Genomic DNA, 22,779 nt, shown 5'->3' with positions numbered 1-22,779 from the left:
CGCGGGCCGTCCCCGGAACGTTCCTGCCCCGGAACGTTCCTGCAATGTGTCCGCCCATAACAACGCGCCTGTCCCTTGCAGGTTGCGGGGGCAGGCTCAGGAGCGGATTGCGGCCGCCAGGCCGCTCACGGCTTTGTCACGCGGAATGGCTATCGCCGGATACGCTTTCGGTGCATGCCGGGGCGTGAATTCTTCCACACCGACAGAGGCGACGACCGGCACGAAACCGGCGGCGGGCGCAGGTCCGGACGTTGCCGCCAAGCGATCAGGCGCCCGGGTGGACCTGACCCAAGGCTCGATCCAGGGCCACATATTGCGCATGCTCGGCCCGTTCAGCCTGGCCGTGATCGCCCTGATCAGCACCGGACTGGTGGACAGTTTCTTCCTCGGCAATCTCGGCGGGGAGGAAAATCCCAAGGCCGGGACCATCGCGCTGGCCGCGCTGGGGATCGCCTTCCCGCTGACCTTCATCGGCAACAGCGCCAATATCGGACTCGGCGCCGGCACGATGAGCGCGATCAGCCGCGCATTGGGCGAGGGCGAAACCGATCGTGCGCAGCGCCACGGCGCGGCCGCGATCCTGTTCGGGTTGCTGGTGATGAGCGTGCTGGTCACGCTGATGATCCTCGCCGTGCCGAGCGTGACGCGGCTGATGGGGGCGAGCGGAGACGTGCGCGCGGGCGCGCTGTCCTATCTGGCGATCTCTCTGCCTGGTCTGGTGATCGTTTCGGTCGCGTCCATGTGCAACAATACGCTGCGCGCCCACGGCGAAGCGTTGCTGCCGTCCTCGATCATGATCCTGGGCGCGCTTCTGAACATGGCGATCGATCCGTTCCTGATTTTCGGCATCGGGCCGTTTCCGCGCATGGAGGTGGCGGGCGCGGCTCTGGCCACCGTGATCGGCAACGGCGTCGCGGCCCTGTACGGGCTCTATCTGGTGCGCTTCGTGCGCGATGCGGTGCATTTCAGAGGGATCACGATCGCCACGTTGCGCCATGCCTGGGCGACGATCGCGGCGGTCGGTGTCCCGGCCATGGGCACGAACATCATCGTGCCGGTCGGCACGTTCTTCGCGACTGTGGCCGTCACGCGCCTGACTTCCGAAGTCGGGCTGGCCGCGTTCAGCCTCGCCTCGCGGCTGGAACTATTGTCGGTCGGGCTGCTCTACGCCCTGTCGGCCTGCATCGGGTCCGTCACGGGCCAGAACGGCGGCGCGGGACGGACCGACCGGGTGCGCGAAGCGTTTGGCGTCTCTTACAAGATCTGCCTCATCTGGAGCACGTTGATGGCCGTCGTGCTGGCTTTGGCGGCCCGGCCGCTCCTGTCGCTATTCTCCAACGACCCGGCCCTGATCGAGATGGCGGTGCCCTATTTCTACATCGTGCCCGTCACGGTCTTCGCCTACGGCTTCGTCTTCGTCACGGCGGCGGGCTTCAACGCGTTGGGGCGGCCGAAATACGGTTTCGTCTTCACCTTCCTCCGATCGCTCATTCTCTATGCCCCGCTCGTCGCGATCGGTGCCTGGACCTACGGTCTGTTCGGCGCCTTCGTCGGCATCGCCGTGTCCAACATGCTGTCGGGTCTGGCGGCGCGCTACTGGGCGCTCAACCGCGCGCCGATGACCGCGCGAAAGAGCTGACGCCCCCCGTTGACGGCTCCGCTCCCTTCGGACTAAGCGCGCGCGCCGACGCACCGTGCGGGTGTGGTGGAATTGGTAGACACGCCAGATTTAGGTTCTGGTGCTCATCGAGCGTGGAGGTTCAAGTCCTCTCACCCGCACCATCCGGAAATCTGACTCCCTGTATTGCACAGAACGCTGCGGCGTCGTAACTCCGTAACATGGATATGGATTTATGGTGGATGGATCGTTGGCAAGGGAGGGCGCGCGCCCTGTCGGCGACGGGGTTGGTTCTCTTGTTGGCGGGTTGTTCGGACGCCGCCGAAAGGGAGGTTCCGGCGGATGCTTCACAAACCGATCCCGTGGCGACGGAGGCGTCCGAGCCTGCGCCGGAAGTCCGGCCCGATCCGCAAGCGGCCGAGCCGTCCGAGCCCGAAATCCGGCAAGCCGACAGCCATGTTCACGGACTCGCCTCGCTGGCGCTGGCGCTGGACGGCCGCAACCTGGCCATCGAGCTCGAAACGCCGCTCCATAACCTGCTGGGCTTCGAACATGCGCCCGAAACCGAGGCGCAGCACGCCGCCGTCCGTGAGGCCCAAGAGATATTGGCCCGACCCGAAACCCTGTTCCGGTTCGATGCGGAGGCCGGATGCACGGCGCAGCCCGCACAGCGTGTCGATCTGTTCGCGCAAACAGGCCATGATGATGCGGATCACGATCACGATCATGACGAGACGCATGATGCGGATCACGAACATGACACGGACCATGGTCACCACCATGACGACGCGACGGATCATGATCATGAAGATGAGGCCGATCACGATCACGATCACGATCACGAACACGCCCACCGCGACGCATTGCTGAGCTATCAGTTCGTGTGCGAACGACCGGACCGGCTTGGCATGCTGGAATTGGAGCTCTTCGCCGCATTCGAGGAGCTGACCGAATTGGACCTTGTCTATCTCGGCCCGTCGCGACAGACGAGCCGGACTGTCACGCGCGACGAACGGCGCATCGCCCTGGACGGATAGGCCATGAACACACGACTCCTTCTGACGGGCGCGGCCCTTCTCATGCTGGCGGCCTGCGCCGAGAGCGACGCGGTGGTCGAGGACGACACGCCGCTGGAGCGTGTCGTCGAAACGGCCAATTCGGAAGCCGTGCAGCGCGCCGACGAAACCGTGTCCCCGGAAGCGACCGCCACACGCCCGGCGAGCCGGACCGATGCCGGGACCGAGAACGACGCCGGAGACGAACCAGTCGCCTCCGAGGACGGCGCGACCGTCCTGGCGTGGGAAGACCTGATGCCGGCGGGCGAAGAGGAGAAGCTGGCCGAGCTCTATGCCGATTTCTTCGCCGAACTCGAGGCGCGCATGGCCGCGACCCAAGCGCCGCTATCCTCCATGCTGGAGGAGGCCGAGGAATTCGACCTGACAGCCATCGACGAAGGCAGCGACTTGGACACGATGACGCAGATCGGCACGTTCAACGTGGTCGATGATCTGGACGGCATGCAAGTGCGCCTGCCCGGCTATATCGTGCCGCTGGATTTCAGCGTCGATGCCGAGCACCGCGAGTTTCTGCTCGTGCCTTACTTCGGCGCCTGCCTGCATTCGCCGCCGCCGCCGCCCAATCAGATCGTTTTCGTCACGGCCGAACCGCCGGCCCAGATCCCTGACATCTACGAACCCGTCTGGCTGGAAGGCGAGATGAAGACGGGCCGGTTCGACACGGACATGGCCAATAGCGCCTATGAGCTGAAGTTGGCCTCGCTCGAGCCCTATGAATACTGAACCTCATGAGTGCTGAGCCCGTCCTGTCGTTGCAGGACGTCACTTTCGGCTACGCTCCGGGCGACACGCTGATCGATATCGACCGCTTTTGCGTCGCGCCGGGTGAAAGCGTGTTCCTGCGCGGGGCCTCCGGCACGGGCAAGAGCACGCTGCTGGGCCTGATCGGCGGCATACTCGTGCCGCGTTCGGGCCGGATATCGCTGTGCGGAACCGATCTCACGACCCTGTCCGGTGCCAAGCGCGATGCGGCGCGGGTCGATCATCTCGGCATCATCTTCCAGCAGTTCAACCTGCTGCCCTATCTGTCTGTGCTCGGCAATGCCGCTCTGCCCTGCCGGTTTTCCGCCCGCCGCAGACGCCGTCTGGACATGAGCCCGGACACGGCCGCGCGCAAGCTCGTGACCGCGCTGGGCCTGACGGACCGGGAGCTCGACCGGCCGGTCAGCGAACTCAGCGTCGGGCAACAGCAACGGGTCGCGGTGGCGCGCGCCCTGATCGGCGGGCCTGACCTGATCGTCGCCGACGAGCCGACCTCGGCTTTGGACCATGACAATCGCGACCGTTTCATCACCCTGCTCGATGCGCAGCGAAAGCGCTTCGGTTCCAGCCTTCTTTTCGTCAGCCACGACGCCACCCTGGCCGGACATTTCGACCGGGCCGTAGACATGGCGGAACTGACCGGACCAGAGAAGGCGCAGGCGGCGTGAGCGGGTTCACCATCATCCGACTGGCCCTGCGCTCGCTCTGGGCACGGCGCATGACGGCCTTGCTGACGATCTTGTCGATCGCGACGGCCGTCATGCTGTTCGCGGCCGTCGAATCCATTCGCCAAGGTGCGCGGACGAGCTTCGAGCGCACCATCACCGAGACCGACCTGATCGTCGGCGCGCGCTCCAGTCCGATCAATCTCGTGCTCTATTCCGTCTTCCAGATCGGCAACCCGACCAATAACGTCACTTGGGCAACCTATGAGGAAATCGCGGCCCGGCCGGATGTCGGCTGGACCGTACCGATCAGCCTCGGCGACTCGCACCGCGGCTACCGCGTGGTCGGCACGACGGACGCTTATTTCGCCCATTACCGCTATGGCCGTTCGCAGGAAATCGCGTTGGCGGACGGGGTGCTGTTCGACGATCTGTTCGACGTCGTGCTGGGCGCGCAGGTCGCGCGGGAACTGGATTACCGCGTCGGCACGACCCTGACCCTGTCGCACGGGCTCGGCGCGACTAGCTTCGTCAATCATGACGACAAGCCGTTCCGCGTGACCGGCGTGCTGGCGCCGACAGGGACGCCGGTCGACCGGTCGCTTTACGTCAGCCTCGGCGCGATCGAAGCCATCCATATGGGCTGGCAGGACGGCACGCCGACGCCGATGAGCCGGTTGGCGACGCCCGAACGGTTGCGGCAGATGCGGCTGACGCCGGAATCGATCACCGCGATCCTGGTCGGGGCGAAGTCGCGCGTGCAGACGCTGCGATTGCAGCGCGACCTCAACCGCTACGCCAGCGAGCCGTTGCAGGCGGTCATTCCCGGCGTGGCATTGAGCCAGCTCTGGAACATCGTTTCGGTCGTGGAACGCGCCCTGGCGGCGATCGCGGGTTTCGTCGTGGCGGTCGGGCTGATCGGCATCCTGACGTCGATCCTGACCAGCTTGAACGAACGGCGACGGGAGATGGCGATCCTGCGCTCCGTCGGGGCGAAGGGGCGCCATATCGTTGCGCTGCTGGTCAGCGAAGCGTCATTGCTGGCCATGATCGGCGCCGGGCTCGGCATCGCCCTGCTCTATGGCGGACTGGCCCTGTTCCGCCCGCTTCTGGAAGCGCGGTTCAACATGGGCGGGATCGCCCGCGTACCGGGTCTCTACGATCTGGGGGTGATCGCCGTCGTGACGGGCGTGGCGGCTTGCCTGGGGCTTATCCCGGCGCTTCTGGCGTTACGGCGTAGCCTCGCGGACGGGTTGAGCGTCCGTTTCTAGGGCGAGCTCGGGGGCATCAGTTACGGCGTCATCCGGCCGGTCGGCATTGTCAGGCCCGGATCGCATCAGACGCAGCGCCATTGCCGTGCGGGACGCCCGGTCGGCGGCGTTGGAAAAGCTGGGCTTCTTGCGCTCGGGCGCGGTGAATGTCTTGATTTCCGGATCCGTCACATTGTCATGGAATGCCGGGTCCACGGCAGTGCTTCGCGGCGAGAAATTCATCCAGCTGGAGCTCGACGTCCAGAACATCCCGTTGGGACCATGCATATCGCAGGCCGCCGCAGGCATGGCGACGGCACAGGCGCAAAGGATCAAACAGGTTCTCAGAACATATTTCACATAACCCATATAGGCGGAATAGGCTGGAATGTCAAAATTCGGTCACTCCAGCGGCGAGGACCTAGCGGCGTAGGTGCACATGGGACCGCATCCGGATCCGCGTCAGATGGGCGGCCGCGAGACACGATGCGCCGACGACGGTCAGCACGGTTTCGTAATCATGTAGCGCTTCGGCGAAAGCGCCAGCGACCAGCAGGGCCGCGCCCAGAAGCGCAAAGCCGCGCATCGCATATCCGAAGCGCAGCCGGACCGGATTGACGAAAGCGACCGCAGATAGCGGCAATGCGGCGAGGACGAACGCCTTGTGAACCCATTCATTCTCCGCCCACAGTCCGAGCAGGGGCAGCGTCGTGGCCAGGATCGGCAGAAGCAGACAATGCACGACGCAAAGGGCGGACAAGGTCACGGCAATCTTGTCGACAGTGAGGGCAGACGATTTCATGATGGATCTCCGAATGGATCTGGCTTGTTAACTCAAAGGGTCTCGGCAATCTTTGCGGTCGCAAAGTCCCGTGACTTCGATGACGATGTCTTCCTGCTTGAAATTCAACGATTGCGCCGTCTCGCTCAGGACTTGGCCGAACGGCGCGATGTCGACGACCCGGGCCTGTCCGCAATTGCGGCAGAGCAGATAGGCGACGTCGTCACAATCGTCGCCAGCGTGCCGGGCGACGAATTTGGACAGGCTGGCAACGCGCCGGACCAGGCCCATTTTCGTCAGCCAATCGAGGGTCCTGTAGACGGTCGGCGGCTTCTGCGACCCTACGCCTTTCATGGTTTCGAGCAGTTCGTAGGCGCCCAGCGGTTGGCCCGATTCCACTAGCGCGCGGTAGATATGTTCGCGGATCGGCGTCAGGCGCGTTCCCGACCGTTTGGCCAGACGCCGCGCTGCGTCGACGGCAGTATCCGAGGGCGGACCTATGTTGCATCTCCACTGTCGAAAGCGGGCAGGCCGTCCGCGTCTTTCACCGAAAAGTCACGGTCCTCGAACAAGTTCGGATAGTGCCAGGCCCGCAGCCGGGCATGGTAATCCCGCACGCGTGCTTCATAGGCGAGCGAAGCCCGGACATCCGTTTCCGCCAGCCGCTCCAGCCCGCGCTGCAGCGCGGTCGCGGGCGAGACGAGAGAGGCGAAACCGACGAGGCGGTCGCGTTCGGCCCGGCCTTCGCGATAGGCGCGGCTTAGCGGTTCGACCGTCTGGTCGCCGACCTGCTGGAACGCGTAATACCATTTCCATTCGAACGGGCGGTCGATCCCGGACTGCGCTTCCCATTCGGGATGCCGGTCCAGGAAAGCGGACATGGTGGCGTCCTTGGGCAGGTCCCAGGCATCGTTGACGGCCTCGCGCTGCGTCAGGACGATGTCACCGCCATCCGGCAGCGGAACGGCCCCGTCGATCGCCTGTGTCAGCATGGCAGGAATAACGGCGCAAATCAGCAGCCAAAGGCCGAGCAGGATCGTCAGATTGACCGACCCGGTATGCGCTGCCGACCCGGCCGTGCGCGAAAGCCAGGCCCAGAAGGCGAGATAGAGGGTCACGGCCAGTGCGGCGGCGAGCAATGTGAAGACCGACGTGCCCGCCACGGCCCCACCGATCCAGAGCGGCAGGATGAGGGCGACCGCCAACCCCCCGACGCGCAGGATCGTCCGCGTCCGCCAGACGCGCTTCGCGCCAGCACCGCTCGCCTCGATCAGTTCCAGCCGCCCGGCCGCCCGCTCGCCGGACCGAAGGTCGAACAGCAACAGGATGAGCAGCAGAGGCGCAATCAAGGCGGCGACGAAGGCGAAGTCGAACCGTCCTGTCAGGGCGAAATCCGGATTGGTCGCATCCGTTTCGTAGATCTGTCCTTCGAGAGCGAGCATGCGGATGCGGTGCTTCCACGGGCTGACGTCACGCTGGCCCAGCGCGGCGAAGGCGAAGTCCGATGGCGGATCCGACGTCAGATGGAAGGTGGAGTAGGCCGCGCCGCCCCAGTCGGATTGTTCGGACAGAACCTGCGCGCGGTCGGCTCGGTCGAGCCGGTCGATCTCGGCGAGTTCGGCCTGCTGTTGCCGCACTTCCGCGAGGCCCAGCGTCACCGCCGTCGCCGAAAGGATGAAGGCAAGCGCGATCCACAGCATGGCGGCGCGGTCGCGCAGGAGAAAACGGAGTTCGCGGATCATGGCGACATCCTCCGCGCTGCCCAAAGACCGAGACCGATCAGGGCGAACAACCAGACCGTCAGCGCCAGCAGGCTGTCGGCAGCCCGGGCGATGCGCACGTCCGCCGTGTCCGGCGTAAACCGGAAATCCCTCAGGACTTTCCAGTTCTTCGGATCGACCCGCGTCCGCCGCTCGGCTTGCGGATCGCTGCTGCGATTGATGTCGTCCGAATAGGCGAGCTGTTCGGCATGGACCGCGTTGAGGCCCTGGACGAAATCGAAACGCACGCCTTCCGCTTCGCGCAGGAAACGGTGATGCGTGGCGAGGTCCGTTCCGGCCAGAGCGCGGGACGCGGCGCCGACGGCGATATAGGGCGACAGCCAACCGAAGGCGGACAGGCCGTCCGATTGCGCCCGCTCTCGCGCCATGCGCTGTTCGGCATAATCGTTGAGCGTGTCGGTCAGCCGGGCTTCGGCGGTCGAGGCGACGACGCCGCGAAAATTGACGGGCAGTTCTTCGACCGTGTCCACGCCGTATTCGGCGAGCATGTTGGCGCGCAGCTGCGCAAAGGCCGGATCGGCGGCGTTATGGCCGTCACCCGCTTTGCGGATGTCTTCCTTCATGCGCATGTCGGAAACGATCTTGCCGTCCGCCGGCAGGCTCGTCCCGACCGCCGTGACGCCGATGCGCGGGATGATCAGCGCCGTCACGAACCAGACGAGCAATAGCAGGCCGAGCGCGACCCCCCGGCTTCGCACGATGGCGGAGACAAGCACGATCAATGCGCCCCAGACGCAGAGATAGAGCAACTGCCCGGCATAGAGTCCCAGCGCCGTCGAAACCGGCTCGCCCATGGGGATCGCGGACAGGCTGGCGATCAGGGCGGGGACGGAGAGCAAACCGATCATCGCCAGCAGCGCCAGCGACTTGCCCGCATAGAGCTGCCGCCCCGTCACCCCTTGGGACAGGAGCGGGCCGAGCGTGCGGGCTTCGCGTTCGCGCAATATGACGGCGTGGCCAATCGCGATCAGCAGCAGCGGCAGGAAGAGATGGTAGAGCGCGGCGGGCGACAGATCGCCGAACCCGCCCGCCCGTGCCTGCGCGCGCGCATCGGCGAACATGGCCCCGTTCTGACGATGGCCTTCGAGAAAGACGGACTGTCCCGTGACCGCGTCCACGCCCGGATCGAACACGGCCAGCGGGGCGGGCGCACGAAACACATAGTGACCGTAATGCACCATGCGGTGCGGATGACGCGCGGGCTGGTCGAGGAAGGTCGCTTCAGCGTGCGCCTGCTGGTGCAGGCGGTCTTGCCGGGCGTCGAGCATGTCGCCGGCCGTGAGGACGCTTGTTACGATCAACAGAACGCCAAAAATCGTCAGGGCCGCCACCGCCAGGCGGGAGCGTCGCCATTGCCGCCATTCCTCCCGGGCGATGCGGATCGCGGCATTCATGCCGCAGACCGTCCGGTGAAGGCCGAGTGGACCGTTTCCGTGTCGATGCGCGCGCCCTCTGGCGCGTCGAACGTCCCGACCATGCGGCCGCGCCTGAGCAAGCCGATCCGGTCCGCGACCTGGCAGGCACCGTAGACATCGTGCGTCACCATCAGCACGGTGCGCCCTTCGTCGGACAGGCTGCGCACGAGCGCGTTGAATTCGTCGATGGCGACCGGGTCGAGACCGGAAGTCGGCTCATCCAACAGCAGCACCGGCGTGTCGCGCAGCAGGGCGAGCGCGATGGCCACCTTCTGGCGCATGCCCTTGGAATAGGTTTCCATCCGGCGGCCGCGGGCCTCCGCCTGCAAGGCGACGCGGTCCAGGGTCGCATCGACGGCGCCCTGGTCCACCCCCGCTCCGGCGAGGTCGAGGAAATAGTCGAGGTTTTCGTAAGCGCTGAGATGCGGGTAGAGCGTTGCGGCTTCCGGAAGATAGGCGACGGACTGGCGAACCGCCGCCGTATCGGCGGCCACGTTATGTTCCAGCACGCGGGCCGACCCCCCGCTGGGTTGCAGGAAGCCCAACAGCGTGAGCAGCGTCGTGGACTTGCCCGCCCCGTTGCCGCCGAGCAGCGCATAGACGCTGCCTGCCGGCACTTCGAACGACACGCCGTGCAAAACGGGTGAGCCGGCGCGCGAGACATGGAGGTCGTCCACCACAATGGCGGGGGCTGCTATTGTCATGGGCGCTCTCCTAGAAGCTGTAGCGGGCGGTCACTCGAAAGCGGCGCGGCGCTCCGGGCTGCACCCAGACGTTGGCGAAGGAATCCGTATAGTAGGTCTTGTCGAACAGATTATCGACGCTCACCCGAAACGCGATGTTCTCCACCGGTTCGATTTCGCCGAACACACGCATCGTCAGATAGTCCGGCAGGGTGAAATCGGTGCCGAGTTCGCCCGAACGGTCACCGACATAAAGCGCACCGCCGCCCAGTTCCATGGCCATGCCGCCCAGCTCGAACCCCTTGGACAGTTGCAGGCTGAGCTGATGGTCCGGCGAATTGACGAGCGGCGTTCCGGCCTCGAACGCCGTGAAGGTCGACGAGTCGGTTCCGGCATTGGTGTACTCTCCGTCCGTATAGGCGTAGGACAGCCAGAGACTCAGGTCATGCTCGAACGAGACATTGGCGTCGAATTCGAGGCCGCGGCTTCGGGCCTCGCCGGCCGGAACCACCGAACCCGCCGCCTCGGGCCGCGTATCGAACACCAGGATATTGCTCTGGTCGACCTGGAACAATGTCAGAGATGCGGAGCCCTGGACCTGGCCGAACAGCCGTCCGAGATCGGTCTTCAGCCCTATCTCCGCCGACTTCGAGCGATTGGGCTCAAACGACGTGCCTTCGAAGTTCGTGCCCGACAGCTGCCGGATGCCCTCCCCGTAGGATGCGTAGAGGCTGACGGCGTCGCTCGCCGCATAGACCGCCCCGAGCTGCGGCGAGAAATGGCTGTTGGACGACTCGCTACGCGCGGTGGGCGAGCGCCTGCGATTGTCCAGTTCTTGGTCGAAGTCGTCGAAACGACCGCCGATGCGCAATTGGAGCCTGTCGGTCAGATCGATCTGGTCCTGGACGTAGAGACCCAAGCCGCTCAACGTTTCGATCCGGTCGATCTGCGGGGCGGCATCCGGCCGGGCATATCGTCCATAAACGGGGTTGGACACATCGAGGAGCAGATAGGTCTGCGGGTCGAGCGTGCGGCTCGCCGCACCGCGGATGCTGGCTTGCCGGAATCGGGTGGCGACCTGATCGTTTTCGAACCTGTCGTAATCGATACCCGCGATCAGACGATGGCGGAGGCCGGCCGTATCGAACTCGCCCGTGATTTCGCCGCGCATGACGAAATAGTCGGTTTCGTAGTCGCGGGACCGGAAAAACCGCGAAATCGCCTGGCCGTCGACCAGATAGGGTTGGCGACTGCCAAAATTGGTCTCGTAGGCATCGCCGAAGAGTGATGTTTTCCGGTAGCCCGCACCCAGCAGGATCCCCCAATCCTCGGAGAAGTCGTGCTGAACCTCGAAACGGTGACCCAGCACTTCGGTCTCGATCAGCGCGTCCGGTTCCCCCGTGAAAAGCCGGCGCGAGGAGAAACCGAACGTCTCGGAGAAGATGACGCCGCGATCCTGCGGGCGCGTCTGTTCGGTGTACTCCAGCTCGTAGCCGATCGTCGTCGCCGCGTCCGGTGATACGAAGGTCAGGGACGGGTAGAAACCCAGCTTTTCGGTCTCGACTTCGTTGCGGAAGCTTTCCGCATCTTCGTAGAACCCGACGAAGCGGAAACCCAGATCGCCGCCTTCGCCGCTGACGCTATGCTGCGCATCGGCTTCGAAACGGTATTGATCCCAGCTGCCGATCGTGCCCTCGACATAGCCGCCCGTTTCGAAGGTCGGGCGTTTGGTCACAAGATTGATGGTGCCGCCGGGTTCCCCGCGGCCATAGAGGGCGGAGCGCGGTCCCTTGAGCACTTCGACGGATTCGATGCCGACGATGTCGCGCGGCCCGGCAAAGCCCCGGCCCGCATTGAACCCGTTGACCAGGAATCCGCTTGGCAGGTTGATGTCGCCGGAGAAACCCCGGATGGAGAAGCTGTTCCACAGCCCGCCGAAATTGTTCTGCCGTGCGACGGATGCCGACAGGTCCAGCGCATCGTCCAGCGTCACCGCGCCGACGTCTCGCAGGAGCTCCTCGTCGATGCTCTGGTTGACCTGCGGTATTTCCAACGGCGCGAACTCGCCCTGATAGGCTTGGCGCAGGCCGGTGACGACGACTTCGTCCCGGACGGCGTCTCCCGGAACCTGCGCCGAAACGGCTAGGGGAAAAGTCAGAAGGCTCGTGCCCGCAAGCAGCAAGGCAGTATAGGAGATCGGACGCACAAAGGTCCCTTTCGGATTTCGGTCGTGGAGGATGAGGCCGTGCGGCGCAGGGCGTCGCGGTCTTTTTTTTCCGAGCCGGCGTGAGCCGTCCGGATTTGGGTCTGGGAACTAGCGCGGCGGCGCGCGGGAGTCGTCCGGGCAGCGACCGGGATCGCGCGGCGGGCCTTGGCCCGAGGCGGGTAGGCCGGTACCGTGCCCGGACCGGACTTCTGGGCGGAAGATGCGGTCTGAGACGGCAACGAAAGAGCCGACGTCCGGACCGGATCCGGTACAGGCCGCCACGACATCGTCATCGGCTGTCGCGACGAGACAGACATCGCAGACTTCATGTGCCGGATCGTGATCCGGACCGTCGTGAACATGGCCGGCAGACAAGGCCTGGCCATGGAAAAGCGCCGCGATGAAAACGACCAACAAGACACGAAGGATCGGCATGCGAGCGGATGTGAGAAGCAATCTCATGACCGCTCATTATCGCAATATTGTAACATTCACAACCCGGTGTTCAGAACGAGTGTCCGATACGGCACATGCTGGATCAACGACACTCCGGCCCGTTTGCAAACGCCTTCAGCACCGCATCGCCGTTCTGTCAGAATGCCGGAGACGGACCGCCCGTTTCGTCCGTTGCGACCCTCCTGACACGTTTGCGGATAGTGGGGCGACCTTGGGGGAGCCACCGCGCACTCAGAGCTGTCAGCGCGGCGAGCCCGATGAGGCAGGCCATGACGGACTGCACGTCGCCCCGTCCTGACGGCCAGCCATGGACGGCGAGGTTGGCGGTGACCGATATGACAGCCAGTCCGGCCAGACCCCACAGGCCGCGGCGGACGGCGGCATACCCATCGGTGTGGAGCAGGGCGAACAGGACGGTGAGCAGAACGAGACCGAAATAGGCCGTGCCCGTCCAGACTGTGCGCGCCGCTTCGGCGCCTGCATAGAGCGCGTCGAATCCGAGCAGGCCGATGGTCGCGGCCGGAAAGCCCAGACAGATGCCGATGTTCATCCGGCTCAAAGCCTCGTAGAACCGATCGGACTTCGTGCCTTCGGAGCCATAGCGCCTGCGTTCGATCCACAGCATCGTTCCCAGCGCCGTCATGATGCACAGGCCGAGTCCCAGCACGCCGTAGATCCATTTCAATGCCATGCCGCCATAAGTGCCGAAGTGCAGTGGGCTGAGCGCATTGACGATGCGGTTGGCCGGACCCGGATCGGTCAGGCGCGGCGCATCGACCGGCGCGCCCGTCGCGCCGCCGACGGGATGGATTTGGGTGGTCGCCAGATCTTCGGTCTCGAAAAACAGCACGTCGAACCGCGCCGCCGCGTCGCCGTAATGATTGGCGATGACGCGGTAGGGACCGTCCTCCAGACCGGGCACGCGCATGGCTTGGATGTCGGACAGGGATATCATCGCGACCTGTTGTCCAACCGGTTCGAGCGGGGCGCCGACCACTGCCTCGACCAGCGCGTCCGTATCGCCCTTGAAGGCGATGACGGCGATGATCGGCGCAAGGATGGCGATGATGCCGAGATAGGCCCCCGTGAAGGCGATCATGGCCGAAAAGGGCAAGGTGATCACGCCCAGCAGCTTGTGGCTGTCCTGCCATTTCAGGCGCTGGGAGCGCATCAGACGCAGGGTGAAGAATTCGCGGATCAGCTTGCCATGAATGAAAAGACCTGTGATCGCCGCCAGGCCGAGCACGATCCCGGCCAGCCCGACCAGCGTGCGCCCCAGCGGATTGGGCAGCATCAGATCGGTGTGGAATTCCAGGATCCAATGCGCCGCTCCGTCGCCGCGCACGGGCAGGGGCGCACCCGTTCCGGGATGGAACTTGCGTTCGATCTCCCGCAATCCCTCGCCTTCGACGACCGCACCGCCGCGGATCCAGTAGAACGGCATGCGGTCGCGCGGAAAATCAACGATCAGATAGTCGATCCGGCCCAGCGCCGACAGCTCCGCATGGGCGGCGCGCAGATCGGCGTCGATATCGGGTGTCGCGTCTGCCGGCACGGAGTGTCGCAGGGTCGGGTCTTCGAAGGTGACGATATCCTCGACGAACACCGCCGCCGTGCCGGACCAGCAGACCACGAAGAGGAACCAGGCGAACAGGATGCCGGACCAACTATGCAGACCGTAAAGGCGTTTATGGCGATCGCGAGCAAGAGGCATGGTCAGACCTGAGGCGCGGCGGATGTGAGGACGAGGGCAATGCCGAGCGCGGCTGCGCCCGACGGCACCGCCACCGTGCGCCAGCGCCGTTCGTCCCAATAGGCGTGCAGCATGAAGCCTAGCCAGATCAGTGGCACGGCGAGCGAAACCCACAACGCCTTCTGGTCGAACGGGCCCGGGAGTTTCAGCAGGATCGCCGCCGACAGAAAGATCGTCGCGAGCGTGGACAGAAGCAGGCAGCTCAGCAGGCGCATCACGATGCTCCCGTCAGGGCCGTGCCGACCAATCCCGCGCCGACGAGCAGGCAGGACGCCATCAATGCCGACTTTTGCGCACCGGGCCGGATCCCGGCAAAGAAAACCATCGTCATGCCGGACAGGGTCAGCACAGCGAAACCGACGAAGATGCCTCGTTCGATCCCGTAGGCCCGCATGCAGAGCATCAGGGCGGTCGCCGTCAGCAAGGCCCCGGCCCCGCGCAGCCATGCGGCCCCGCGCCGCGTCCGGTTGAGCGCCAGTCCGGGCCAGCGGCGCGGATGGGCGGCGTGGACACCGCTCCAGGCGAGATAGCCCAGTCCGAATGCGGCAAGCTGGATCACGCACCGAACCGTTTCGTGAGGAGAATGCCGTATTCGGTCGGCGAACCCGCCCGTTCGATCACCTGTCCGCGGCCGCCAATGCCCGCGCCGCGGAACGTCGTGTAGCTTTCATCCGTGATGTTGCGCCCGAACAGGGCGACCTCGAAATCGTCGGTCGCATAGCCGGCCTTCAGATTGAGCAGCATCACGCCTTCATTGGCGAATATCCGCGTATTTTCCACGTTGGAGAAGGAGCCGTCGCGGTAGTTGGCGCTGCCGCTGACATAAAGGCGATCGGTGATGTCGAACCGCCCGCCCAGGCTCGCCGTGATGTCGGGCGACATGGCGAAATCGTTGCCTTGCAGATCCGCGCCGATCACACCGTTGACCTCGCAACGCGGCAGGGCTTGGCCCGTGTCGCTACCGGTCAGGCAGAAGGTCTCGAACTGGGTCAACGCATAGCCGACGCTGGCATAAAGAGTGGTGCGGTCATTGGCGCGCAGTCGCGCATCGACCTCCACTCCGGCGATGGTGGACTCACCGGCATTCTGGACGTCCGTATTGAAAATGTTGCCGTCCTGCGGCACCCGGATCTGCTGGTCGGTCCAGATGCCGTAATAGGCATTGGCGTTCAGGACCAGGCGCCCGCCTGCTCCCGTATGGCGCAGCGCCAATTCGAAATTGTCGAGGAATTCGGGATCGTAGAAATCCTGCTCGCCCGAACTGTTCACCTCGACCCCGCCCGCGCGGTAGCCGCGCTTGTAGAACCCGGCGATGGTCGTGCTGTCCGACAGATCGTAAGTCAGGCCGAGTTGCGGCAGGAATGCATCGAAGGACAGGCTGGTCTCCGGAAAGGTGACCGGTGTCAGTTGCGACGACAGTCGGGCGTTCACCCCGGTGACGAAGGCGAAGACCTGCGGACCCGATCCCGGCGCCAGCTGTTCGGCCCGGGCGGCGGCATTGGCCGGATCCGGCAGGGCCGCACCGCCAAGCAGCCTGTTGTCGATGCTCTGCGTCAAGGACTGTTCTTCATTGTCGTAGCGTAATCCCGCCGTCAGCCTCAGCCGGTCGGTCAGGTCGTAATCGGCTTCGGCGAAGAGCGCATAGTTGCGCGTCTGCGTATCGGCGAGATTTCCGGGCGATATCGCGAAATTATCCGGATAGAAGGGCAGGATCAGTTCCGGAACGCCGAGATTGGCGGGCGCGATGTTCACCAGGCCGCCGGAATCGTTGTAGATGTCGATGTCGGCGAAATAGGCCCCGACCACGCCGCGCAGACGCTCGCCCTCGTAATTCAGCCGCAGATCCTGGGTGATGTTGCTGTCGTCGAGAATGCGTCCCCGGAACGCCTGGCCGCCACCCGGACCCAGATCGTCATCGTCACGGCGAATATAGTCGCCGTCCAGGAAAGCCGTGATGGAGCGCAGCGTCCAGCGGTCGTCGACGGCATAGCTGATGTCCAGCGCAGCGGACAAGGCTTCGTAATCGTCGAAGGAGTCGAGATTAGCGACGCTTTCGCGGCTTTCAGATCCGGTCAGGTCGGCGCGGTAGAGGTCTTCGCCGCCTGACGTGTCGGCATATTGACCCATCAGCAGGACGGATAGGGCGTCCGTCGGCTCCCACAGCAACTTGGCGCGGTAGGTCTGGTTGCTCTGGTCGTCATAATCGTCTTCGTTGCGTACCGCGTTGGTGACGAAGCCGTCCGATTCGAAATGCTCCGCCGTGACGCGCAAGGCGAGGTTCCGTGTCAGCGGCAGGTTGACCATGCCTTCGGCCGAATAGGTCTCGGCATTGCCGATCTGCCCGCGCACGGCCGCGCTGAACCCGTCCAGCTGGGGCCGCGCGGTCGTGACCTTGACGGCTCCGGCCAGCGCATTGCGCCCGACATTGGTGGATTGCGGCCCGCGCAGGATCTCGATGCGCTCCACATCCCACAGATCCTTGGGGCCGAACCGATTGGACAGACCCGTATAGGCGACCTCGTCGATATAGAGCTGGGCCAGTTCACCGGCGCCGCCACCCGTACCGAAGGAACTCTGCGTGATGCCGCGCAAACCGAAACTTTGGTCGCCGTTGAAACTGTACACGTTCGCCGTGGCGGCAAAGGCATCTTCGAGGTCCAGTAGCACCAGATCGTCCAGCTGGGCCGGGCCGAGCACGGCTATGGACTCCTTCGTTTCCTGCAAAGTGCGCTCGATCTTCTGGCCGGTCACGATGACTTCGTCCAGAACTGCCAGATCGCCTGACCCAGGCGCTTGGGCCAGCGCCGATGCGCCCGACAGCAGCAATGCCGGCAGCGGCGCGAGCGACAAGCACCGAATCCGGCCCTTGCATGAAGTGAACGACATGTGGATTTCCCTTTAGTTGCGAAAGGCTCGCAAGATTGGGCTTGCCTTTATTGTTCCTGCAATCCATTCGCAACATAAATCCGCAAGGGATTTCAGAAAATGTGAGAGGCGGAAAAATGTCACAGAAACGGTTCGTCCCGGATTGCTGGCTCTCAGATCTCGGTTCGGGCGCAGGCCTGACAGTGTGGGGCTTCCGGATGCAGGCGACCGGGCGCGACCGATGCCGCTGTCTGGTCAAGGCATACGACGACCAACTGATGGGCGCCGGACCTGACACGCTCGAAGCTCTGCAGGCCTGCGTGCGCCTTCTCGGCACGAAAGGGCGGCGCACGATCGCGTTGGCCCATCCGACCGTCAACTGGATCACATATGACGAAGCGGCGATTCTGGACCTCTTCGCCGCCGCGCAAACGGACCGGGAGATCGTGGCGCGCACGCGGTCGCGGCATCTGCTGGGGTGCGACGATACGGCGGCCCTGTGCGGGCTCGCCAATGCATATGGCGACCTGTTCGGCGGGGCCGGGCTTTCCGTCCGATCGCCCTATCCGGTGACGGTGCCGGAAACCTCCGCGTCACGGCGGGCCGGCAAGGCGACCGACCGGTCCTGGTGACCGCCTTGTTCTTTGTCCAGCGTGTCAGGCCGGGCCGGATCTCATTCTAAAATGTCGCGCCAGCGCGCGACCTGTTCGCGGACCCGGTCCGGCGCGGTGCCCCCATAGCTTGTGCGGCTGGTGGCCGAAGCCAACGGGCTGAGCACGGAGACAACGTCGTCCGTAATGCCTGACTCCACACTCTGCATGTCGGACACTTCCAGCGCGTCCAGTGTCACGCCTTTCTCTTCGGCCATTGCGACGATCCGTCCCGTGACGTGGTGGGCGTCGCGGAACGGCATGTCCAGATGCATCACCAGCCAGTCGGCCAAGTCGGTCGCGGTGGAGAACGCCGCCCCGGCCGCCTCGGCCAGCCGGGCCTCGTCCGGCACCATGTCGCGCACCATGCCGGCCATGGCGCGCAAGGCCAGTTCCAGCGCGTCGAACGCTTCGAACACCGGTTCCTTGTCTTCCTGCATGTCCTTGGAATAGGCCAGCGGCAGACCCTTCATCACGACCATCAGCGCGGTCAGACTGCCCAATATGCGACCGACCTTGGCTCGGACCAGCTCGGCCGCATCCGGATTGCGCTTCTGCGGCATGATCGAACTGCCGGTCGTGAACGCGTCCGACAGGGCGATGAAGCGGAACTGGGCCGAGGTCCAGATCACCATCTCCTCGGCCAGGCGCGACAGATGGGTCGCGCAGATCGACGCTGCTGCCAGCGCTTCTAGCGCGAAGTCGCGCGCCGACACGGCATCGAGCGAATTGGCCATGGGCGCATCGAATCCCAAGGCGGCCGCCGTCATGTCGCGGTCGATGGGGTAGGGCGTTCCCGCCAGCGCCGCCGCGCCGAGCGGACTTTCGTTCAGCCGTTTGCGACAATCGCGCATCCGGCCGCGGTCCCGGGCGAACATTTCCAGATAGGCCATCATGTGATGGCCGAAGGTGACGGGCTGGGCGCTCTGCAAATGGGTGAAACCGGGCATGATGGTGGCGGCGTGCGCCTCCGCCTGATCCAGCAACGCCGCCATCAGGTCGCCCAGCAGGCCGTCGAACAAGTCCAGATGCTTGCGGGTCCAGAGGCGGAAATCCGTCGCCACCTGGTCGTTGCGCGACCGGCCCGTATGCAGGCGACCGCCCGCTTCGCCGATCCGCGCCTTCAGCCGCGCTTCGACATTCAGGTGGATGTCTTCCAGCTCTTCGGAGAACGGAAACTCGCCCGCCTCGATCTCGGACAGAATGGCGTCCAGCCCCGACAGGATCGCGCCGCGGTCGGACGCCGTAATGATGCCTTGCGCGGCCAGCATGGTGGCGTGCGCCTTGGATCCGGCAATGTCTTCGGCGGCAAGGCGCTGGTCGAAGCCGATCGAGGCATTGATCGCCTGCATGAGATCGGACGGTCGTGCGCTGAAACGACCGCCCCACATGCTCTGGCCTTTCGCGCGCTGGCCACCTATTTCATCATCCATGCTGTCGCACTCCGTCCTGTCCTTGGCAAATGCCATCAAACTGATGATCTTCGGCGGGCTCCTAACCTTTGCCTTCGCCGGCGTGAAGGCCTGCCAGCAACCGGAAGGCGCGCTCGACCGGTTCGCCGTCGGATCGCTCGGCAAGCTGACGTCGCTGGACGCCCCGCCCACCCAGCCGGGGCTGACCTTCGTGACACCGGACGGCGAGATCATGCTGGCCGATTATCGCGGCAAGGTCGTGCTGGTGAACGCCTGGGCGACCTGGTGCCCGCCCTGTGTCGCCGAAATGCCCAGCCTGGACGAATTGCAGCGCTTGCGCGGCGGGGACGACTTCGCCGTCGTCCCGGTCAGCCTGGACCGCACGATGGAAGAGGCGGCCGACTTCTACGACCGGACCGGACTGACCGATTTGCCGCTGGTCCATGACGGCAGCTTCGCCATCAATGCACAGCTGGAACTGCCGGGGCTGCCGACCTCGGTCATCTATGACGAACATGGCCGCGAACTGGCGCGCCTGCCGGGCGAAGCCGACTGGGCGAGCGAGGAAGCGCTGGCCCTGATCGACCATCTGACGGGCCGGTGAGCGGGGTCGACCCTGCGATATGCGCGCTGTGCGACCGGCCGCTGGGCCGCAAGCGGGAGCGCCATCACGTCGTGCCCAAGAGCAAGGGCGGGCGGGCCGTGGTGGATATCCATCCGATCTGCCACCGCAAGATCCACCGCGTCTTCACCAATGGCGAACTGGCCGGGCTCGGCACGATCGAAGCGCTGAAGGGCTTTCCCGAAATCGCCAAATTCATTCGCTGGCTGGCGAAGAAGCCGCCGGATTTCCATGCGCCGACACGCTAGGGGCGACTAGCGTCCGGGCACCACCACGATCGAACCGCTCGTCCGGCCGCGACGAGCGCGCAACGGGCTGTTCGCATCGCGGTAGAGATAGCCCTGGTTGCGCACCCGTTCGCGTTCGATCCAGAGCCTTTGCGCCTGCAACCGCGCCTGCCGCGTCGCCAGGGCGTGCCGGGCCGCCAGGCGCTGTCGTTCCAAGGCCGCCTGCTGGCCGACCGCAAGGTCAAGGCGCGGCAGCGCGCCCGGCGACTGCCGCACGACCCGCACGCCCTGTTCGCAGGACACGCTGGCCGATCCGGCCGAGGACGGCAGGCAATGGGCGGACGCGGAAAGCGGAACCAAGGTCGCGCCGAGAGCGGCGATCAAAAGGGTTTTCATGACGGACCTCCAGAACATCTGGTGGCCATCATGGCGCAGCACGGCCCTGATTTCAAACCGCTTCGCCCGTGGGGGGAATCGACGTCCCCGCTTCCAGCGCCAACAGGCGCGCCTTGCGGTCCACCCCGCCCGCATAGCCGCCCAGCCCGCCGTCGGAGCCGATCACGCGGTGGCACGGAATGACGATGGCAAGCCCGTTGGCACCGTTGGCGGACGCGACCGCGCGCACGGCGCGGTCATTGCCGACGCGCCGCGCCAGATCGGCATAGCTCCACGTTTCGCCGTAGGGAATGGTGCGCAGCGCCTCCCACACGTCCGACTGGAATGCGGTCCCGGCGGTTTCGATCGCGACGGAGAAATCGCGGCGCGCGCCAGAGAAATATTCGGCCATCTCCCGCCGGATCGTGTCCGTCACCTGCGTCGTTCCCGGCACGACGGCACGGCCATGAATGCGGCGCAGCCGCTCGAACTGGCGCGGCAGGCGGACCCGGTCCACGAATTCGACGAGATAGAGCGCGCGGTCGTCCGCCACGACGATCATCCGGCCCTCCTGCGTCTCCAGCCAGTCCACGAAGAGCGGATCGGGCCGCCCCCTGGACGGCGCGACGCCGAACGTCTTGGCGAACGCCGCACGGAAGCCCGACGCGCTCTCGAACCCGGCGTCGAGCTGCGCATCGATCACGCTGGCGCCCCGTTCCATCGCCTGCGCCGCCAAGCCCAAGCGCCGCAGGCGTCCGTAATCGGCCACGCTCATGCCCAGACGGGCCTTGAAGCGGCGACGCGCGGTGGACGGATCGATCCCGGCTTGGCGCATGGCCTTTTCCGTCACGCGTCCGTCCGCGCTGTCTTCGACCATCTGGATCAGGGCGCGCACCAGCCTGTGGTCCTCGCCCGCCGGATGGCAGCGTTTGCAGGCGCGGTAGCCCGCCCGCAGCGCGGCTTCTGCGCTGTCGAAAAATTCGCAATTCCCGAATTTCGGCGCCCGCGCCGGGCAGCCCGGACGGCAGAACACGCCCGTCGTGCGCACGCCGATGATCGCGCCGGGACCCTCATGGGCCAAAGCGGTCCGGGTCAGGAACGCCTCGTAGATATCGCGGTCGGTCGGCATGCGCATGAGGGCGTCTAACATGGCCGCGAACACCGTGGCGCCGAAAATCGGGCATTGTTGTTGCGCGCCCGAGCCATTAGGCCGCGCGGATGACCAACCATCTGCACAAGCACGACCTGCCGGACGGCCTCGACTTCGGCCGCGCCGTCGCCATCGACACGGAAACCCAAGGCCTCTCCCTCGTGCGCGACAAGCTCTGCCTGGTGCAGCTCTCGGCCGGGGACGGCGACGCCCATATCGTCCAGATGGACCGCGACCGCTACGACGCGCCGAACCTGAAGGCGCTCATCCAGAACGAGGACGTCACCAAGATCTTCCACTTCGCGCGCTTCGACGTCGCCATCATGCAGCGCGATCTGGGCGTGGACACGCAGAACATCTTCTGCACCAAGATCGCGTCCGGTCTGGTGCGGACCTATACGGACCGGCACGGGCTGAAGGACATCTGCCGCGAACTGCTCGGCGTCGACCTGTCCAAACAGCAGCAGAGCAGCGACTGGGCGGCCGACGAACTCACCGACGCACAGCTCGACTATGCGGCGTCCGACGTGCTGCACCTGCACCGCCTGCGCACCATCCTGACCGCGCGCCTGATCCGTGAAGGCCGCCTCGACGTGGCGCAGAGCTGCTTCGACTTCCTCAACACGCGCTGCCGCCTCGACCTGATGGGCTGGAACGACGTCGACATCTTCAGCCACCGCATGCGCCGCGCGGATTGATCGGATCGGGAAAACCCCTGAGCCGAGAACACCGACTTGGCCCCCGCCTTCAACACCTCACCAATCCCTTCGCCATAGTCTCCGTGCATGAGTGCATCGGACGGACTTCTTCTCACGCTTCATCCCGGACCCGACCCGGGCTTCCTCTCCTGCCGTCTCGTCTGGCTGCAAGGGTCGGGCAATGGACCCCACGGGACCGCGCGAGGGCATCCCTATCCGGGGTCAAGGGGCTGATTGATCATAATGCATGTTTCATCGTGCGACCGGGCATCGGGGCCCCGGCGGGGTGTGTGTCGCGTCCTGGTTCGTGTCGGGTGACACGAGGCGCGGGCCC

The 22,779-nt window shown here is 65.2% G+C and carries 24 protein-coding genes and 1 tRNA gene; 10 read left to right on the top strand and 15 right to left on the bottom strand.

Going from position 1 to position 22,779, the window contains the following annotated elements:
- Positions 1 to 184 precede the first annotated feature (184 nt).
- The 6 genes from Q0718_RS04920 to Q0718_RS04895 all read left to right on the top strand — a co-directional run bounded on the left by Q0718_RS04920 (position 185) and on the right by Q0718_RS04895 (position 5,392).
- Entirely contained in the window at positions 185 to 1,639 is a 1,455-nt protein-coding gene (locus tag Q0718_RS04920) for an MATE family efflux transporter (protein WP_298914354.1), read from the top strand.
- A 57-nt stretch (positions 1,640 to 1,696) separates the two neighbouring features.
- Positions 1,697 to 1,782: transfer RNA gene (locus Q0718_RS04915), tRNA-Leu, on the top strand.
- Between the two features lie 198 nt (positions 1,783 to 1,980).
- Positions 1,981 to 2,655 carry a DUF2796 domain-containing protein gene (locus Q0718_RS04910; protein ID WP_298914351.1) on the top strand — a complete coding sequence of 225 codons (675 nt, stop codon included), beginning with the start codon at positions 1,981 to 1,983 and terminating at the stop codon, positions 2,653 to 2,655.
- Positions 2,656 to 2,658: 3 nt separating this feature from the next.
- Positions 2,659 to 3,417, top strand: a complete 759-nt coding sequence (locus Q0718_RS04905; protein WP_298914348.1) for a DUF3299 domain-containing protein — start codon at positions 2,659 to 2,661, stop codon at positions 3,415 to 3,417.
- A 5-nt stretch (positions 3,418 to 3,422) separates the two neighbouring features.
- Positions 3,423 to 4,124, top strand: a complete 702-nt coding sequence (locus tag Q0718_RS04900; protein WP_298914345.1) for an ABC transporter ATP-binding protein — start codon at positions 3,423 to 3,425, stop codon at positions 4,122 to 4,124.
- A 50-nt stretch (positions 4,125 to 4,174) separates the two neighbouring features.
- Positions 4,175 to 5,392 (top strand): ABC transporter permease, encoded by a 1,218-nt coding sequence (locus Q0718_RS04895; RefSeq protein ID WP_366523831.1) that lies wholly within the window; start codon positions 4,175 to 4,177, stop codon positions 5,390 to 5,392.
- Here Q0718_RS04895 and Q0718_RS04890 read toward each other — a convergent pair.
- From Q0718_RS04890 to Q0718_RS04835, 12 genes are all read right to left on the bottom strand, one after another.
- A complete protein-coding gene (locus tag Q0718_RS04890) occupies positions 5,351 to 5,641 on the bottom strand; it encodes a hypothetical protein (RefSeq protein WP_298914339.1) in 291 nt (96 codons plus the stop codon). The genes Q0718_RS04895 and Q0718_RS04890 overlap by 42 nt on opposite strands.
- Before the next feature lie 151 nt (positions 5,642 to 5,792).
- Positions 5,793 to 6,173, bottom strand: coding sequence for a MerC domain-containing protein (locus Q0718_RS04885; protein ID WP_298914336.1), 381 nt, complete (start codon positions 6,171 to 6,173; stop codon positions 5,793 to 5,795).
- A 27-nt stretch (positions 6,174 to 6,200) separates the two neighbouring features.
- Positions 6,201 to 6,587: a Fur family transcriptional regulator gene (locus tag Q0718_RS04880; RefSeq protein ID WP_298915496.1), complete on the bottom strand. Its 387-nt coding sequence runs from the start codon at positions 6,585 to 6,587 to the stop codon at positions 6,201 to 6,203.
- A 62-nt stretch (positions 6,588 to 6,649) separates the two neighbouring features.
- On the bottom strand, positions 6,650 to 7,894 hold the full coding sequence (locus Q0718_RS04875) for a DUF3526 domain-containing protein (protein ID WP_298914333.1): 1,245 nt from the start codon (positions 7,892 to 7,894) through the stop codon (positions 6,650 to 6,652).
- A complete protein-coding gene (locus Q0718_RS04870) occupies positions 7,891 to 9,327 on the bottom strand; it encodes a DUF3526 domain-containing protein (protein ID WP_298914330.1) in 1,437 nt (478 codons plus the stop codon). Before Q0718_RS04870 ends, Q0718_RS04875 begins: the two co-directional genes overlap by 4 nt.
- Entirely contained in the window at positions 9,324 to 10,052 is a 729-nt protein-coding gene (locus Q0718_RS04865) for an ABC transporter ATP-binding protein (protein WP_298914327.1), read from the bottom strand. Before Q0718_RS04865 ends, Q0718_RS04870 begins: the two co-directional genes overlap by 4 nt.
- A gap of 10 nt (positions 10,053 to 10,062) precedes the next feature.
- Entirely contained in the window at positions 10,063 to 12,237 is a 2,175-nt protein-coding gene (locus Q0718_RS04860; protein WP_298914324.1) for a TonB-dependent receptor, read from the bottom strand.
- A 108-nt stretch (positions 12,238 to 12,345) separates the two neighbouring features.
- The gene (locus Q0718_RS04855) at positions 12,346 to 12,699 is read right to left on the bottom strand and encodes a hypothetical protein (protein WP_298914321.1); all 354 of its coding nucleotides are present in this window, start codon (positions 12,697 to 12,699) and stop codon (positions 12,346 to 12,348) included.
- A gap of 130 nt (positions 12,700 to 12,829) precedes the next feature.
- Entirely contained in the window at positions 12,830 to 14,407 is a 1,578-nt protein-coding gene (locus Q0718_RS04850; protein ID WP_298914318.1) for a PepSY-associated TM helix domain-containing protein, read from the bottom strand.
- Between the two features lie 2 nt (positions 14,408 to 14,409).
- Positions 14,410 to 14,664: a hypothetical protein gene (locus tag Q0718_RS04845; protein ID WP_298914316.1), complete on the bottom strand. Its 255-nt coding sequence runs from the start codon at positions 14,662 to 14,664 to the stop codon at positions 14,410 to 14,412.
- Complete coding sequence (locus Q0718_RS04840; RefSeq protein WP_298914314.1) at positions 14,661 to 15,005, bottom strand: DUF3325 family protein; 345 nt, start codon at positions 15,003 to 15,005, stop codon at positions 14,661 to 14,663. Before Q0718_RS04840 ends, Q0718_RS04845 begins: the two co-directional genes overlap by 4 nt.
- Positions 15,002 to 17,332 carry a TonB-dependent receptor gene (locus Q0718_RS04835; RefSeq protein ID WP_298914312.1) on the bottom strand — a complete coding sequence of 777 codons (2,331 nt, stop codon included), beginning with the start codon at positions 17,330 to 17,332 and terminating at the stop codon, positions 15,002 to 15,004. Before Q0718_RS04835 ends, Q0718_RS04840 begins: the two co-directional genes overlap by 4 nt.
- A 116-nt stretch (positions 17,333 to 17,448) precedes the next feature.
- On the opposite strand from Q0718_RS04835, the gene Q0718_RS04830 reads away from it, so the two are divergent.
- Positions 17,449 to 17,943, top strand: coding sequence for a hypothetical protein (locus Q0718_RS04830; RefSeq protein WP_298914309.1), 495 nt, complete (start codon positions 17,449 to 17,451; stop codon positions 17,941 to 17,943).
- Between the two features lie 41 nt (positions 17,944 to 17,984).
- Here Q0718_RS04830 and argH read toward each other — a convergent pair whose 3' ends face one another.
- Positions 17,985 to 19,394 carry an argininosuccinate lyase gene (gene argH, locus Q0718_RS04825; protein WP_298914307.1) on the bottom strand — a complete coding sequence of 470 codons (1,410 nt, stop codon included), beginning with the start codon at positions 19,392 to 19,394 and terminating at the stop codon, positions 17,985 to 17,987.
- Here argH and Q0718_RS04820 point away from each other — a divergent pair.
- Positions 19,393 to 19,977, top strand: a complete 585-nt coding sequence (locus Q0718_RS04820; RefSeq protein WP_298914304.1) for a TlpA disulfide reductase family protein — start codon at positions 19,393 to 19,395, stop codon at positions 19,975 to 19,977. The two genes, argH and Q0718_RS04820, sit on opposite strands and share 2 nt — an antisense overlap.
- Entirely contained in the window at positions 19,974 to 20,243 is a 270-nt protein-coding gene (locus Q0718_RS04815) for a hypothetical protein (protein ID WP_298914301.1), read from the top strand. The genes Q0718_RS04820 and Q0718_RS04815 overlap by 4 nt, the downstream gene beginning before the upstream one ends.
- Positions 20,244 to 20,249: 6 nt before the next feature.
- Here the strand turns inward: Q0718_RS04815 and Q0718_RS04810 are convergent, their stop codons facing one another.
- Complete coding sequence (locus Q0718_RS04810; RefSeq protein ID WP_298914299.1) at positions 20,250 to 20,618, bottom strand: hypothetical protein; 369 nt, start codon at positions 20,616 to 20,618, stop codon at positions 20,250 to 20,252.
- Positions 20,619 to 20,670: 52 nt separating this feature from the next.
- On the bottom strand, positions 20,671 to 21,747 hold the full coding sequence (locus Q0718_RS04805; RefSeq protein ID WP_298914295.1) for a methylated-DNA--[protein]-cysteine S-methyltransferase: 1,077 nt from the start codon (positions 21,745 to 21,747) through the stop codon (positions 20,671 to 20,673).
- 68 nt (positions 21,748 to 21,815) lie between these two features.
- Between Q0718_RS04805 and Q0718_RS04800 the strand changes: the two genes are divergently transcribed.
- A complete protein-coding gene (locus Q0718_RS04800) occupies positions 21,816 to 22,445 on the top strand; it encodes a ribonuclease H-like domain-containing protein (protein WP_298914292.1) in 630 nt (209 codons plus the stop codon).
- Positions 22,446 to 22,779: the final 334 nt, after the last annotated feature.

The organism is uncultured Algimonas sp., from assembly GCF_947498175.1.
Classification (GTDB): Bacteria; Pseudomonadota; Alphaproteobacteria; order Caulobacterales; family Maricaulaceae; genus Litorimonas.
Note: the sequence above shows the minus strand (reverse complement) of the source record. Positions and strands in the feature narration are given on the sequence as shown.